The 14,141-nt window shown below is 45.2% G+C and carries 14 protein-coding genes and 1 other RNA gene; 12 read left to right on the top strand and 3 right to left on the bottom strand.

Annotated features, from left to right (window positions below; translation table 11 throughout):
• Positions 1 to 88: 88 nt before the first annotated feature.
• The 6 genes from LCM00_RS03900 to LCM00_RS03880 all read left to right on the top strand — a co-directional run bounded on the left by LCM00_RS03900 (position 89) and on the right by LCM00_RS03880 (position 6,517).
• Entirely contained in the window at positions 89 to 433 is a 345-nt protein-coding gene (locus tag LCM00_RS03900) for a metal-sensitive transcriptional regulator (protein WP_009793166.1), read from the top strand.
• A 14-nt stretch (positions 434 to 447) separates the two neighbouring features.
• The gene (gene copZ, locus LCM00_RS03895; protein ID WP_224898025.1) at positions 448 to 654 is read left to right on the top strand and encodes a copper chaperone CopZ; all 207 of its coding nucleotides are present in this window, start codon (positions 448 to 450) and stop codon (positions 652 to 654) included.
• Positions 655 to 739: 85 nt separating this feature from the next.
• A complete protein-coding gene (locus tag LCM00_RS03890) occupies positions 740 to 3,154 on the top strand; it encodes a heavy metal translocating P-type ATPase (protein ID WP_224898022.1) in 2,415 nt (804 codons plus the stop codon).
• 12 nt (positions 3,155 to 3,166) lie between these two features.
• Positions 3,167 to 3,289: a hypothetical protein gene (locus LCM00_RS24610; RefSeq protein WP_263623242.1), complete on the top strand. Its 123-nt coding sequence runs from the start codon at positions 3,167 to 3,169 to the stop codon at positions 3,287 to 3,289.
• Positions 3,290 to 3,467: 178 nt separating this feature from the next.
• On the top strand, positions 3,468 to 4,724 hold the full coding sequence (locus LCM00_RS03885) for a M20/M25/M40 family metallo-hydrolase (RefSeq protein WP_224898020.1): 1,257 nt from the start codon (positions 3,468 to 3,470) through the stop codon (positions 4,722 to 4,724).
• Positions 4,724 to 6,517: a S9 family peptidase gene (locus LCM00_RS03880; RefSeq protein ID WP_224898018.1), complete on the top strand. Its 1,794-nt coding sequence runs from the start codon at positions 4,724 to 4,726 to the stop codon at positions 6,515 to 6,517. Before LCM00_RS03885 ends, LCM00_RS03880 begins: the two co-directional genes overlap by 1 nt.
• Here LCM00_RS03880 and LCM00_RS03875 read toward each other — a convergent pair.
• Positions 6,514 to 6,789 carry a hypothetical protein gene (locus LCM00_RS03875; protein ID WP_224898016.1) on the bottom strand — a complete coding sequence of 92 codons (276 nt, stop codon included), beginning with the start codon at positions 6,787 to 6,789 and terminating at the stop codon, positions 6,514 to 6,516. The genes LCM00_RS03880 and LCM00_RS03875 overlap by 4 nt on opposite strands.
• A gap of 88 nt (positions 6,790 to 6,877) precedes the next feature.
• On the opposite strand from LCM00_RS03875, the gene LCM00_RS03870 reads away from it, so the two are divergent.
• The 3 genes from LCM00_RS03870 to arfA all read left to right on the top strand — a co-directional run bounded on the left by LCM00_RS03870 (position 6,878) and on the right by arfA (position 9,483).
• A complete protein-coding gene (locus tag LCM00_RS03870) occupies positions 6,878 to 7,435 on the top strand; it encodes a glycerol-3-phosphate acyltransferase (RefSeq protein ID WP_224898015.1) in 558 nt (185 codons plus the stop codon).
• An 85-nt stretch (positions 7,436 to 7,520) separates the two neighbouring features.
• Positions 7,521 to 7,717, top strand: a non-coding RNA gene (ssrS, locus tag LCM00_RS03865) — 6S RNA.
• Between the two features lie 245 nt (positions 7,718 to 7,962).
• On the top strand, positions 7,963 to 9,483 hold the full coding sequence (gene arfA, locus LCM00_RS03860; RefSeq protein ID WP_224898013.1) for an arabinosylfuranosidase ArfA: 1,521 nt from the start codon (positions 7,963 to 7,965) through the stop codon (positions 9,481 to 9,483).
• Between the two features lie 191 nt (positions 9,484 to 9,674).
• Here arfA and LCM00_RS03855 read toward each other — a convergent pair whose 3' ends face one another.
• Positions 9,675 to 9,956: a hypothetical protein gene (locus LCM00_RS03855; RefSeq protein ID WP_148973190.1), complete on the bottom strand. Its 282-nt coding sequence runs from the start codon at positions 9,954 to 9,956 to the stop codon at positions 9,675 to 9,677.
• 99 nt (positions 9,957 to 10,055) lie between these two features.
• On the bottom strand, positions 10,056 to 11,012 hold the full coding sequence (locus LCM00_RS03850; RefSeq protein WP_224898011.1) for a D-2-hydroxyacid dehydrogenase: 957 nt from the start codon (positions 11,010 to 11,012) through the stop codon (positions 10,056 to 10,058).
• Positions 11,013 to 11,336: 324 nt separating this feature from the next.
• On the opposite strand from LCM00_RS03850, the gene LCM00_RS03845 reads away from it, so the two are divergent.
• The 3 genes from LCM00_RS03845 to LCM00_RS03835 all read left to right on the top strand — a co-directional run bounded on the left by LCM00_RS03845 (position 11,337) and on the right by LCM00_RS03835 (position 14,117).
• Positions 11,337 to 12,866 carry a carboxypeptidase M32 gene (locus LCM00_RS03845; RefSeq protein ID WP_224898009.1) on the top strand — a complete coding sequence of 510 codons (1,530 nt, stop codon included), beginning with the start codon at positions 11,337 to 11,339 and terminating at the stop codon, positions 12,864 to 12,866.
• 63 nt (positions 12,867 to 12,929) lie between these two features.
• Positions 12,930 to 13,301 carry a DMT family transporter gene (locus LCM00_RS03840; RefSeq protein ID WP_224898007.1) on the top strand — a complete coding sequence of 124 codons (372 nt, stop codon included), beginning with the start codon at positions 12,930 to 12,932 and terminating at the stop codon, positions 13,299 to 13,301.
• Between the two features lie 288 nt (positions 13,302 to 13,589).
• Positions 13,590 to 14,117 carry a competence protein ComK gene (locus tag LCM00_RS03835; protein WP_224898005.1) on the top strand — a complete coding sequence of 176 codons (528 nt, stop codon included), beginning with the start codon at positions 13,590 to 13,592 and terminating at the stop codon, positions 14,115 to 14,117.
• Positions 14,118 to 14,141: the final 24 nt, after the last annotated feature.

Raw genomic sequence — 14,141 nt, 5'->3', positions numbered from 1 at the left:
TCCTTTTTTATTTTTTTCTAATCTGAAAAGAAATACTTTACATACCATACCAGGGTATACTACAATACGGTTAAGGGGAGGGAATTTAATGGAGAAGGAATTAAATGAATTGCCGTTAGTCCCTGAGGGTGAAAGCTGCGATCATGTGAGCGGGCGTAAGAGCCATCACTCCGAAGTGACAAAGAAAAACCTTGTCACCAGGCTCAACCGGATTGAAGGCCAGATCCGGGGAATCAAAGGCCTGATTGAAAAGGATACGTATTGTGATGATGTTATTACCCAGATTTCAGCCACTCAGTCTGCTTTGAACAGCGTTGCCAAAATTCTGCTCGAGGGGCACCTGAAGAGCTGTGTTGTCGAGAGGATCCAGGAGAACGACCTTGAGGTGGTTGATGAGCTGCTGGTAACTGTGCAAAGACTAATGAAGAAATAAAGGAGAGATTCAGAATGGAAACAATCACTTTAGAAGTAAAAGGGATGAGCTGCGGCCATTGCGTAAAAGCTGTAGAAGGCAGCGTAGGGAAGCTTGAAGGCGTATCTGCTGTAAAGGTTGATCTCGATAATGGCAAAGTCAATGTCGAATATGATTCATCCATAGTAAATCTAGGCGAAATTAAAGAAACAATCGATGATCAGGGCTATGATGTTGTCTAACAGCAGATAGCCTGCGGGACCGTGCTGAGGCACGTTCTCTTTTTCATCAAAATATACCCCATATAGGTATAAGGAGATGTAAGCGATGAGCGAGCAAGCAAAAGAAACTCAGTTTGAAATAAGCGGGATGACCTGTTCAGCCTGTGCCGTAAGAATAGAAAAAGGACTAAAAAAGGTTGAAGGCGTGGAAAATGCTTCAGTCAATCTGGCTCTAGAAAAAGCGGCTGTTCAATTTGATCCTGAAAAAGTAAAGCAGGAAGATATTTTTCAAAAGGTTGAGAATCTGGGCTACAAGGTTGTGACCGAAAAAGCAGAGCTTGCCATTACCGGGATGACCTGTGCAGCCTGCTCTTCACGTATTGAAAAAGGGCTTAAGAAAATGGAAGGAATCAGCGATGCAAACGTCAACCTGGCGCTGGAAAGGGCTGATGTTATCTATAATCCTGCTGCAGTGTCGCCAGCCGACCTTATTAAAAGAGTTGAAAAGCTTGGCTACGGTGCTGCCCTGAAGTCAGAGGAAGGAACAGGGGAGGAGCAGGACCACCGTGAAAGGGAAATTGAGAGACAGAAAGGAAAATTCATTTTTGCTCTTATTCTTTCTCTGCCATTATTATGGGCAATGGCCGGGCATTTCAGCTTTACCAGCTTCCTGTATGTGCCGGAGATGTTCATGAATCCCTGGGTGCAGCTGGCCCTTGCTGCGCCGGTCCAGTTTATCATCGGCCGCCAGTTTTATACAGGCGCCTACAAAGCTCTTAGAAACGGCAGCGCCAATATGGATGTACTGGTTGCCCTCGGCACTTCTGCTGCCTTTTTCTACAGCTTATATTTATCAATAAAATCGATAGGTTCAGGGGGCCACTCAGTAAATCTTTATTTTGAGACCAGTGCAGTCCTGATAACGCTGATTATTCTGGGGAAACTGTTTGAAGCCAAAGCAAAAGGACGGTCTTCTGAGGCCATTAAAAAGCTGATGAATCTGCAGGCTAAAACGGCTCGCGTCATCAGGGATGGCGAGGAAACAGAAATCCCTCTGGAAAGTGTCATGCCCGGTGATATCCTTGCCGTTAAGCCGGGAGAGAAAATTCCTGCTGACGGAATGATCCTTGAGGGAAGAACCGCCGTGGATGAAAGCATGATAACAGGTGAAAGCGTACCTGCAGATAAGGAGCCCGGCGATTCAGTCATTGGGGCAACCATCAACAAAAATGGTTTCATAAAAGTGCAAGCAGCAAAAGTGGGGAAAGATACAGCCCTTGCACAGATCATCAAGGTTGTTGAGGATGCACAAGGATCAAAGGCGCCAATCCAGCGCCTTGCTGACAAGATTTCCGGGATATTTGTACCGATTGTTGTGGGGATCGCTGCCGTTGTATTCCTCATCTGGTACCTGTGGGCAGATCCAGGCAATTTTGCTGAGGCTCTTGAAAAATTGATCGCTGTCCTTGTGATAGCATGTCCATGTGCACTGGGCCTGGCAACTCCGACGTCCATCATGGCTGGCTCCGGGCGGGCTGCGGAATACGGAATCCTTTTTAAGGGCGGGGAGCATCTTGAGCGGACACACCGCATCACAACAGTTGTCCTCGATAAAACAGGCACAATCACCAACGGCAAGCCGGTATTGACTGACGTGCTGACTGAAATGGATGAAACCTTGTTCCTGGCACTGGCAGGCGCCGCTGAAAAGCAGTCAGAGCATCCTCTTGCCGAGGCAATAACGGCAGGGATTAAAGCCCGCAATATAGATATGAAAGAAGCGGAAGAATTTGAGGCAATCCCCGGATATGGCATTAAAGCTGTTGTGGATGGAAAGAAGCTCCTGATAGGAACCAGAAGGCTGCTCGGCGGGGATTCTGTTGATTTCAGCTCCGCTGCCAGGGATCTTGAAAAGCTTGAAAGCCAGGGCAAAACTGCCATGCTGGCAGCCATTGACGGGCAGTTTGCCGGCATCATCGCTGTTGCAGACACGATCAAAGATACATCTGCCGAGGCTATAGCACGCCTTAAGGAGATGGATCTTGAAGTAATCATGATGACAGGTGACAACAAGGCTACAGCCGAGGCAATCGGAAGGGAAGCAGGAGTTGATGCGGTAATATCTGAAGTCCTCCCAGAAGGAAAGGCAGAAGAAGTGAAAAAGCTCCAGAAACAAGGGAAAATTGTCGCCATGGTGGGGGACGGAATCAATGATGCACCGGCACTGGCTGTTGCTGACATCGGAATGGCAATCGGAACAGGCACTGATGTGGCGATGGAAGCAGCAGATATCACCCTGATCCGCGGTGACTTAAGAAGCATTTCCGATGCCATTTATATGAGCAGGAAAACAATCTCGAATATCCGGCAGAACCTCTTCTGGGCTTTTGGATATAATACGCTCGGCATCCCTTTTGCAGCACTCGGTCTGCTGGCACCATGGCTGGCAGGGGCAGCAATGGCTTTCAGTTCGGTCTCGGTTGTCCTGAATGCGCTTAGGCTGCAGCGGGTTAAATTATAAGGAGGGCTTCTGATGAAAAAGTGGGCCATATCAGCCGCAGTATATCTGCTTTTGGTGGTTTGCGGCTATTATATTTACGATTCATTTATCGCTGACCCCCCTGCGGAACCAGAGCACGGGCATCAAGGCGATTAGGACGGAATGGCAAAATGCTATTTGTTTTTAAGCAGATAATCAGAACAAGAGGAAAAAGCTCCATGCATCTGGGGCTTTTTCCTTTTTATTAAGGAGGAAATCTTCTGAAGCCTTCCAGCAACAATAAATTTAATTTTTGGAATATAATAATAATAGACTTTGCAAAGGGGGAAGAAAATTGGCGGAAAATCTTGAACTGAAAAATAGCGTGGCGGAAGCATTGGAAAAAATAATGGGCATTTCAGCTGTCCAAAAGGGACTATCCTTTTTAAAAAATGACAATGACCGGACATCAGCTGATCAAAAGGAGCTGACGAGCATCCCTGCACCTACCTTCGATGAGGGGGAACGGGGGGAGTATTATAGACGAAGGCTGGAAGAGCTGGGTATTGAAGATGTTTCGAAAGATGATGCAGGCAATATATTCGGCCTGAGAAAGGGAACGGGGAATGGACCGAGGATTGCGGTTTGCGCCCATCTTGATACTGTTTTTCCAGCAGGTACTGACACAGTCCCAAAAGAAAAAGACGGAAAAATTTATGCTCCCGGAATCGCTGATGACGGAAGGGGGCTGGCTGCCGTGCTGACTCTTATCCGTGCATTTAACGAAACGGGCATCGAAACAGAAGCGGACATTCTGTTTGGAGCAACGGTCGGAGAAGAAGGACTTGGGGATTTAAATGGCGTTAAGGCGCTGTTTGGACAAGATCATGGGATAGACGGTTTCATTTCCATAGAACCGGGAAGTCCCGAGCGCATTACTTATCTGGCTGCGGGCAGTAAAAGATATGAGATTATCTATAAGGGCCCAGGCGGCCACAGCTTTGGGGATTTCGGGACGCCGAGCGCCATTCACGCTGCAGGAAAGGCCATTGCCGGCATAGCCGATCTTAAGGTGCCGGAAGATCCGAAAACAACTTTTAATGTAGGGATAGTATCCGGAGGGACCTCGGTCAATACGATTGCAGCGGAAGCAAGATTGATCATTGATCTTCGTTCTGTTTCCGCAGAGGAGCTTGCAAGGGTAGAAGATGAAGCGCTCTCCATCATCAAGGAAGCTGCAGGAGCTGATTCCGGAATTACAGTTGAAATCAAGCAGGTAGGGGACCGCCCGGCTGGCAGCCAGGATATGGAATCTGCCATCGTTCAAACCGCTGCGGAAGCTTCAAGGCAGCTTGGCTTCACAGCTTCGTTTGAGAAAGCCAGCAGCACTGACTCCAATGTGCCGATTGCCCTTGGCATTCCGGCTGTTACACTTGGCGGCGGCGGAAGCTTCGGCGGCATACATACACTTGAAGAGTATTTTGATCCTCAGGATGCGTATTATGGTCCGCAGGCCATATTCCTCTGCATCCTTGGTTTGGCGGGAGTCAAAGGCATTTCAAGTCCGCTCCTGGGCTTCCACCGTCAAAATGATTCAGAAGGGAGCTTATAATGGCACAATTGACGATTGAAGATTTTATGAACATCAGAAACGTGAAAAATCCTGTTTACGGACCTCGTGGAAAGAAGCTGAATTTTATCTCAGATGCTTCCGGGCTTCCGCAGATCTGGGAAATAAACTCTGAAGGCGGCAATCCTGTTCAGGTTCTGGAAACCGCTGAACGGATTATGTTTGTTTCTTTTATCCCGGGAACAGGCAAAAGAATTTTTGGCATGGATGAGGGTGTGAATGAAAAGCAGCAGCTATTCCTTCTCACAGAAACAGGGGAGGTCATACGGCTGACCGACTCGCCTGAACATATCCATAAGTATGGCGGAGTATCCCCGGATGGAAAGTGGATTTCCTGGGCCAGCAACCGCCGTCACAGCACCTATTTTGATATTTATATTCAGAGTCTGGAAAGTTTTGAAGTTAAAATGGTGTTCCAGGGAGATGGGAATTTTTCTCCGCTTCTATGGCATCCAGAAGGAAGCTCCCTGCTGATAGAGCAGGTAAACACAAATCTTGATAATGACCTTGGACTGCTGGATCTTTCAGGGGGAACGGTGCAGTGGCTCACAAAGCATGTCGGAGAAGCGGCTTTTGCCAGCCCGGCGTTCAGCTCCGATGGGAAAGTGCTTTACCTGCTCTCCAACAGGGACCGGGAATTCATGAATCTTGCCAGGCTTGATCTTGAAACCCTGGCAACACAATGGCTGGTCGAGAAGGATTGGGACTTGGAAGAGCTGAAGCTTAGCCCTGATAAAAAGAAGATGGCCTTTTCCATAAATGAAGGAGGAGTTTCGAAAGGCGCAGTATTCTATCCAGAATCGAATGAAGTGAGAGAGTGGGAATCCCCTGCAGGTGTCATTACTGACTTTACCTTCTCTCCTGATAACAGCAGGCTTGCCTTTATCCTGAATGGGCCCCAGCATCCTTCTGATATTTGGGAGCTTGATTTCAGGTCTCATAAAGCTAAAAGGGCTACATTCATTTCGCATGATCCTGTGGTAGAGGAAAAGCTGTGCGCCCCTGAGCTGATTTCTTTCGCTTCCTTTGATGGGCTTGAGATTCCTGCGTTCTACTATAAGCCCAAAAAGGCCGATGGAAAGCTCCCGGTGGTTGTGTTTGTCCATGGCGGCCCGGAAAGCCAGATAAGGGCTGCCTTTAATCCATTCCTGCAATTTTTCCTGGATAAAGGATTTGCTGTATGTACGCCGAATGTCAGGGGAAGCACAGGCTATGGTAAAACCTTTACCCATCTGGATGATGTCAGGAAGCGGATGGACTCTGTCCGTGATTTAGTCCATCTTGTCGAATGGCTGAAAACAGAGGGAGGTGCAGACGAAGATCAGATCAGCATTATGGGAAGAAGCTATGGGGGCTTCATGGTCCTGGCAGCCATCACTCACTACCCTGACATCTGGTCTTCTGCTATTGACATTGTCGGAATTTCAAGCTTCCGGACTTTCCTGCAGAACACCAGCCCATGGAGGCGGAAGATGAGGGAAGCAGAATATGGGAGCATAGAGAAAGACGGGGCATTCTTCGATGAAATTGATCCGCTGCATAAAACAAAAAAGATCCAATGTCCGCTTCTCGTTCTCCATGGCGCCAACGATCCAAGGGTGCCGATCGAGGAAACAGAGCAGATTGTGGAAGATCTGAAGAACCGCAAACATCCTGTAGAGTATATACGTTTTGAGGATGAAGGACATTTCTTTGTGAAAAGGGAGAATAATGTTAAAGCCTATACAGCTTCTTGGGACTTCCTCAAGAAATATTCCGGAAGGATTAAACATTAGGAGCTGCTGTTCCGGTAAGCTTTTATGGAAGCTTTCAGGCTGCTGTATGAACCTATCGCTGCATACCCATAAAACCATCCCATAAAAAGGCCGGCCACAAAATCATGCTTATGGCTAATTAAGACAGAAATGGCCAATCCGCATAATAAAGCAACGGTCGGCACTATTTTTCCAGGGATATTGAAATACAGCTTCAGCAGCTGTGTTACAATAAGAACCGCAGGCACGGCAAAAACGGCATCCCAAAAGTTGGTATGTATAACAGGAAACATTGGGCCTATCACCTTTCTTCCAAGTCAGGACTGGGCTGCTTCACTATATTTTAGCCGGCAGCCGCAGAATTATTCGGGGGGAAGGTTTATGTATACAGCAGCAGCTATCATTCTCTGCTATTTAGCGGGATGCATCAACGGGGCTTATCTGCTGGCCAGAAAGTGGCAGGGAAAAGATATCAGGCAGATGGGCAGCGGGAACGCAGGTGCAAGGAATGCTGGCCGTGAACTGGGGAAAAGAGGGTTTTTTTATACGGTTTTGATCGATGCCGGAAAGACAGTGCTTGCTTTGGCCGCAGCTGATGTTTTTCTGGGCCAGGCTGCACTGCTGATCTGCGCCTTTGCTGTGCTGTGCGGCCATATTTGGCCGGCTCCTCTTGGATTCAGGGGCGGCAAGGGGGTTGTCGTATATCTGGCATCGGCTCTTTTTATAGCCCCCGCAAGCCTGCTGACTGCCTTTATGGTGCTGCTTGCAGGATGGGGCATCACCCGCCGATTTACAGTTCCTGGGCTTATCGCGATGGCGGCAATGCCTGTTTCCATCTATATATTAGGAGGAGGCGTTCCGGCAGCAGGTGCATTTGCGATTATGCTCCTGATTGTGATAGCAGCCCATAACGACTATTTCTCGAAAAAAGCTGCCTAGCATGAAAAGCACTTTCCAGCCAGAAGGCTCCTCCGTTTCCAGACAAAACAGTTGAGCTGGGGACGCAAATGAGGTAATATATAAATACAAGCTGCTTTGCCCGTAACCATAATAAAGTTTTAACCTTTAAGCTGTAATAGGGAGTTTTATATCGAAGCTGGAATGACAAGCCTCTGTCACATGTGACAAGGAGGACATGCAGGAAGGTTTCTGCAAACACCCACTTTGAGGAGTGGTGGTTTAAAACTTTCTTATATTTATTACGGCAAAAGTGGCTTACATAAGCAATCAGAAACCAGTTCCTTTTAGGAGCTGGTATTTTTGGTTTTTAAGGATTTTCTAAAGTGAAAACCCGATCATTTCTGCCTTTTTTAAAAAGGATGCCAAATTTCAAAAGAAATAAAGGTATTCAAGGGCTGAACAGCCAATACTTTGTATAACCACTAAACTATATAGATAAGTTAATTCCATTTGTGGGTACATATAAAAGTTGGGATAAATATTTTATAGATAGAAAGGTGAGTATTATGGCTTTGCAAGCACATAAAGCAAAAATGCTAATAGACAAGTCATTTAAAATATCAGATATCGACCAGAGGATATATGGGTCTTTTATAGAGCAGCTCGGGCGGGCGGTATATGGGGGAATATACGAACTTTCGCATGCCAGTGCTGATGAAGATGGTTTCCGTCAAGATGTCATAGAACTGGTAAAAGAGCTGAGAGTGCCGATCATCCGGTATCCTGGGGGGAATATGGTTTCAGCATACAACTGGGAAGATGGTATCGGACCAAAAGAATTGAGGCCAAAACGCCTGGATTTAGCCTGGAATTCACTTGAGACGAACGAAGTTGGAACAAACGAATTTGCAGCCTGGGCCAAGAAGGTCAATGCAGAAGTCATGATGGCTGTTAATTTAGGTACCAGGGGCATTGATGCTGCACGAAATTTGGTGGAATACTGCAATCATCCCGGCGGTACTTATTGGAGTAATTTAAGAAAAGAACATGGCTATAATGACCCTCATAATATAAAGGTCTGGTGTTTAGGAAATGAAATGGATGGATCCTGGCAAATTGGCATGAAAACGGCATATGAATACGGAAGGCTTGCTGCTGAAACTGCCAAGGCAATGAAATTGGTCGATCCTTCGATTGAATTGGTCAGCTGCGGAAGCTCCGGCTCAGGCATGCCGACATTTCCTGAATGGGAAGCAGAAACACTCGAACATACATATGAAGCTGCTGATTATATATCTCTTCATCAATATTACGGAAATAGAGAAAATGACACGGCAAACTATTTGGCAAATACATTAGATATGGATAATTTCATTAAAACTGTCACTGCAGCATGTGATTATATGAAGGCAAAGAAACGCAGTAAAAAAACAATGAACCTCAGTTTTGACGAATGGAATGTTTGGTTTCATTCCAATGATCAGGACAAGGCCATTGAGCCATGGTCTGTGTCGCCTCCATTATTGGAGGACATTTATACTTTCGAGGATGCTTTGCTTGTAGGGAGCATGCTGAATACATTGCTAAAGCATTCAGATCGGGTGAAGATCGCTTGTATGGCCCAACTGGTAAATGTCATCGCACCTATTATGACAGAAACAGGAGGCGGCATTTGGAAGCAATCCATTTTCTATCCATACTACTATACTTCTGTTTACGGACGCGGTACAGCACTTCATTCAATTGTTGATTCACCAAAGTATGACAGTAAAGACTTTACTGATGTGCCGTACTTAGACCAGTCAGTGGTCTATAATGAAGACAATGAAGAACTCGTCATCTTTGCAGTAAATCGCAGCCTGGATACTCAATTGCTGGTCGATGTGGATATCCGGTCTTTTGAAGGGTATATATTAGCCGAACAGATCGTACTCAAAAATGAAAATCCAAAAGCGGTAAATACAATCGATCAAGAGCAGGTAAAGCCACAGAAGAGCAATGACTCGTTTATAGAAGAGGGCACTCTGACTGCTGTATTGCCAAAAATGTCCTGGAACATGTTCCGGCTTAAGAAGCTGGAAGCATAATAGCGGAACCCAGCCAATAAATATTCCAAGGCAGCAGAATTTGTTTGCTCTCTTTTCAGTCCGAAAAATTAAATGAACGATTATATACAGCTGGGCTGTTATGTAAATGAACCACAAAAAAGCCAAGGGAGAGAAATATATGTTTCTCCTCCTTGGCTTTTTTAGGTGCCTGCTTTGACAGCACCCTGTTCTTATACAGGCTCTCTGCGGTTATCGATTTTCTTTGCCATGGAAAGGGCGGCCGACAGTTTTTCCTCTATATAATAGAGGGCGTCAACATCACTCCGGGTCCCATCCAGATGTTCTTCTATTACATTGCAGAGCATTCCTGCCGCCCTTGTGACCTGGTCCAGCGCTGAAGCAAGCTCCCAGTCTATGCATCTGTTTGTGGTAGCGATCATTTGTATTTCTTTCAGCTGCCGATGGACATTCCGGATAGAAATGGCATCGAACTGATCATGGATCACGCTCATTTTCATTCCCCCTTTATATTTTCCCCTATACAAACTATGCATATCTTCCGGTTTATAGAATACGTTCATCACCCCGGATCAGAAGGACCTTGGAATTTATCAGTAGCCTTTCCTGTAATCAACAAGATTGCGGGAAGGCTTCTTTCCTTTTAAATACTCTTTCAGATTGGGCACAAGAATATCATTTACGACCCTTTCGTCGTAGTATTCCGTTGATCCGGAGGTATGGGGAGTGATGATTACATTCTCCATTTCCCAGAGAGGGCTGCTCTCTGGGAGAGGTTCTTTTTCAAAAACATCAAGACCCGCTCCGGCAATCTCTCCCTCTTTAAGGGCACTGATCAGGTCCTGTTCGACCAGAATTTCCCCTCTGCCAATATTGATAAGAAATGCTGTGCTCTTCATCCTTTTAAACTGCGAAGCGGAAAACATAGAGTGTGTTTCATCTGTTAAAGGGAGTGTGATGACAACATAATCACAGTGAGGCAGAATATCATCCAGCTTTTCGGCAGTGTGCATTTCGTCAAAATACTGCTCCTCTTTTCCGGAGTGCCTCACTCCGATTACTTTCATGCCAAATGCTTTAGCAATTTTGGCAGTTTCGCGGCCAATTGCACCCGCTCCGATAATCCCGATGGTCTTTTTGTGGATTTCCTGGTTCATATGACTGTGATGCCACTTTTTCTCTCCCTGGTTTTTTACATAAGTATGTATTTTTCGGGTGAGTGCGAGGATCAGGCCAAATATACTTTCAGAAATCGGATAAGCATGGACTCCATTTGCGCTTGTCAGAAAGACACTGTTTTTTTCCAGCTCTTCCAGCGGGAGATTATTGACGCCGGCACTCCAGGCTTGAATCCAGCGGAGATTTTTGCTTTCCGCCGCTGGGACAGCATCCTTTTTCCATCCAGCTATGATCTCAGCATCCATCAAATGGCTTTTCCAGGTTTCGGGATCTTTCCCTGCAATGATATTCCAGCCTGGCATAATGTCTTTTACATTCTTTAACAGGTCTTCACGAAGATTTTGTGTAAGTATCATTGTTTTTGTGGACAAATAAGCTACCTTCTTTCTTTTAGATGACAGAAATTTCGAATAATACTATTCTAACACCTTTGAAAAATAATAAGAAAAGAAATGCTTTTATTAGCCAACCAGGACGAAATCTGTCTGGCTTCAGAAAGGGAATGGAAATTTTCTTTAAGAAGGCTTCAGTGGCAGATTTTTTTTATCTGCTGTGTGTAACTCTGTTTCAGAAGCATTCTCCCAAAATCTATACAGAACACCAGCAAAGTTTATTGAAAAAGAGAGCCGTTCTTTTTATAATAAAATAGACCGAATATTCTATATTGATAAAAACATATATCAGGGGGGATTTTAATGCAAACTGCTGCTGTACTTTCCTATGAAGCTGCCTTAAAGAGATTTGAAGAAATAGACGAGAAAATAACGCATCTGACAAGCATCTCCAGCCTTTTGGGCTGGGATCAGAAGGTGATGGCCCCGAAAAAAGGGAGAGGATTTTTCTCCAAGTCAATCGGGACGCTTGAAACTGAAATTTTCAAGCTTCAGGTGAGCGGGGAACTCGGAGAGGTGCTCGCCATTCTGGACGATAAAGAAAAAGCTGCCCGGCTGGATGAAAGAAAGCAGGCAAGAATCAGGGAAAGAAAAACGTTTTATGATAAATCCAAGAGCATCCCTGCTGACATGTACAAAGAATATAGCATTCTGACTGCAGATGCCAACAATGCCTGGGAAGAAGCCCGGGAAAAGAATAATTTTCTGCATTACCTTCCTTACCTGGAAAAGATTATAGATTACAAAAAACAATTCATAAAGCTTTATGGCGAATATGACCATCCTTATGACGCACTGCTGGAAGATTTCGAACCAGGGCTGACAGTTAAAAAGCTTGATCCTCTTTTTTCATCCCTGCGCAAAAGCAGTGTGAAGCTGCTGAAAAAAATACAGAATTCAGGTGCAAATCTGCCTGTTGAGATCGTCAAACAGTCTTTTCCGGTTGGGAAACAGAAGGATTTCAACAGAAGGATCCTTCCTGAAATCGGCTTTGATCTGGATGCAGGCCGGCTGGATGAAACAGTCCATCCTTTTGCACAGCCAATCAATACAAGAGATGTCAGGATTACGACCAGATATGCTGAATACAATGTATTGACAGCCCTGTTCGGCACTATCCATGAAGCCGGTCACGGAATTTATGAACAGCAGATCGATCCTGCTCTTGAGGGCACTTGTCTCAGGGAAGGGGCATCTTTCGGCATCCATGAGTCACAATCAAGATTTCTTGAAAATATGGTTGGCAGAAGCAGGCAGTTCTGGAGCCGCTTTTATCCTGAATTCCAGAAAACCTTCCCGGAACAGCTGGCCAATGTAACGGAAGATCAGTTTTACCAGGCGATAAATGCAGTCAATCCTTCTTTAATCAGGGTGGAAGCCGATGAACTGACCTATAATCTTCATATCATGCTCCGCTATGAGATTGAAAAAAGCTTGTTCGAAGGGACGCTTTCGGCGAAGGAGCTTCCGGAAGCATGGAATAAAAAGATGGAGGATTACCTGGGGATCACACCTGAGACAGATACAGCAGGGGTGCTTCAGGATGTACACTGGTCATTCGGCGGATTTGGCTATTTCCCTTCGTATTCTTTGGGCAATCTGTATGCAGCGCAAATCCTGGCAGCAATTAAAAAACAAATCCCGAATTTCGGGGAAAAGATAGCGGAAGGCGATTTCAGCACCATCATGCAATGGCTGAAAGAAAATATTCATCAGTATGGAAAAACCTTTACTCCGGATATTTTGATTCAAAAGGTGACGGGGGAAGAGCTCAATGCTGAGTATCTTATTCAATACCTTGAAGATAAATATGGAAAATTATATAATTGCTAATGAAAGGCTCTCCCGCGAGGAGAGCTTTTTTCTTGAAAAAATATAACATAGAAGGTGATGTAATTGAAGGCCTATATATTTCTGTTCATTGCCATTGCGGCAGAATTATTCGGAACTTCTATGCTGAAGGCATCTGTTGGGTTTACGAAATTATGGCCAGCCCTTGGGGTGCTCCTGGGTTTTGGAGTGGCGTTTTTTGCTTTATCTCTTTCCTTAAAAACAATCCCATTGAGCATCGCATATGCTATCTGGTCCGGAATCGGCACTGCTGCAACTGCCGTAATAGGCATATTGATCTGGAAAGAAAAGCTCAGTATGCTGAGCGCTGCAGGAATCATTCTAATTATTCTTGGCGTTGTTCTCCTAAATATTGGTTCTCCATCAAATCATGCCGGCGGGGAAGAAGCTTATACAAAAACAGTAAGAGAAAACTAATTTACAAAATATTCTATTAATTGTATAATTATCCTGAACCTAAGTATCACAGGCTTCTGGCAGCAGGACTGGAAGCCATTTTCTTCTGAAAAACTCCGTATTTTTCATTTCTTCTTCTTCGAACCTATCACATACACACACTGTTTACACATATATTCCATAAACCTATTCCGATCTGGAGGTGTTTCTTATGTGAATTCACCGCTGAGATAAATGAAGAAAATTATTCTTGCTAAGAAAATTGTACAAGCTTCTTTAAATATGGGTAAGACCAGGGGAGGGGACAGTTTGGATCAGCTATATATAGAGAAATACCTTATAAAGAGAGAGACGCTCTGTATCATGCCGTTTAGAAATCCTTTTGGGGAGTGGCATGCTGAAATTGTGGGCATGGGAGATGGGTCAGTTTTGGTTAAAGGGCCCCCGCATGAGGTGATGAATGATTCTCTTCAGCAGCTGGGAAGCAATTTAAAGGGCGCTATGAAGGGGACTAAGAAAGTATTAGGCAAAGTCAGCATGCCGCCGGTACGGCTCTGCGGCCTGCAGGACATGTTTTGGTTTCCTCACAAAGCTCCCTTTCATGAAGACTGCATATGGTTTTCCCTTCATGGGATTGAAGATGCGGCAGCAAATGGAGCCAATGAATGTGCTGTCATGCTTATTAACGGGAGGACAGTGACGCTGGACATTTCGGAAAAGCTTTTCAAAAACAGGATGGCCAGGGCTGAGAGCTATAAATACCGGATCGAAAAGGCAACAGGCAGAACGCTGACATATCTTTATAATCCTCCCGCAGGCTTTAAAATAAGTGAGTGAGCAAAAGAAAAAATAAGAATCTTT

Origin of the sequence: Bacillus infantis (assembly GCF_020171945.1) — a bacterium.
GTDB lineage: Bacteria > Bacillota > Bacilli > Bacillales > Cytobacillaceae > Bacillus_AB > Bacillus_AB infantis_A.
The sequence above is the reverse complement of the archived record's forward strand: the minus strand, read 5'-3'. Positions and strand labels throughout refer to the sequence as shown.

Bases quoted from the DNA above. Each gene is read 5' to 3' on its own strand.
- LCM00_RS03870 (WP_224898015.1), top strand. From the start codon at position 6,878: ATGTATACAGCAGCAGCTATCATTCTCTGCTATTTAGCGGGATGCATC.
- LCM00_RS03890 (WP_224898022.1), top strand. From the start codon at position 740: ATGAGCGAGCAAGCAAAAGAAACTCAGTTTGAAATAAGCGGGATGACC.
- LCM00_RS03845 (WP_224898009.1), top strand. From the start codon at position 11,337: ATGCAAACTGCTGCTGTACTTTCCTATGAAGCTGCCTTAAAGAGATTT.
- LCM00_RS24610 (WP_263623242.1), top strand. From the start codon at position 3,167: ATGAAAAAGTGGGCCATATCAGCCGCAGTATATCTGCTTTTGGTGGTT.
- LCM00_RS03855 (WP_148973190.1), bottom strand. From the start codon at position 9,956: ATGAGCGTGATCCATGATCAGTTCGATGCCATTTCTATCCGGAATGTC.
- LCM00_RS03880 (WP_224898018.1), top strand. From the start codon at position 4,724: ATGGCACAATTGACGATTGAAGATTTTATGAACATCAGAAACGTGAAA.
- LCM00_RS03875 (WP_224898016.1), bottom strand. From the start codon at position 6,789: ATGTTTCCTGTTATACATACCAACTTTTGGGATGCCGTTTTTGCCGTG.
- LCM00_RS03900 (WP_009793166.1), top strand. From the start codon at position 89: ATGGAGAAGGAATTAAATGAATTGCCGTTAGTCCCTGAGGGTGAAAGC.
- arfA (WP_224898013.1), top strand. From the start codon at position 7,963: ATGGCTTTGCAAGCACATAAAGCAAAAATGCTAATAGACAAGTCATTT.
- copZ (WP_224898025.1), top strand. From the start codon at position 448: ATGGAAACAATCACTTTAGAAGTAAAAGGGATGAGCTGCGGCCATTGC.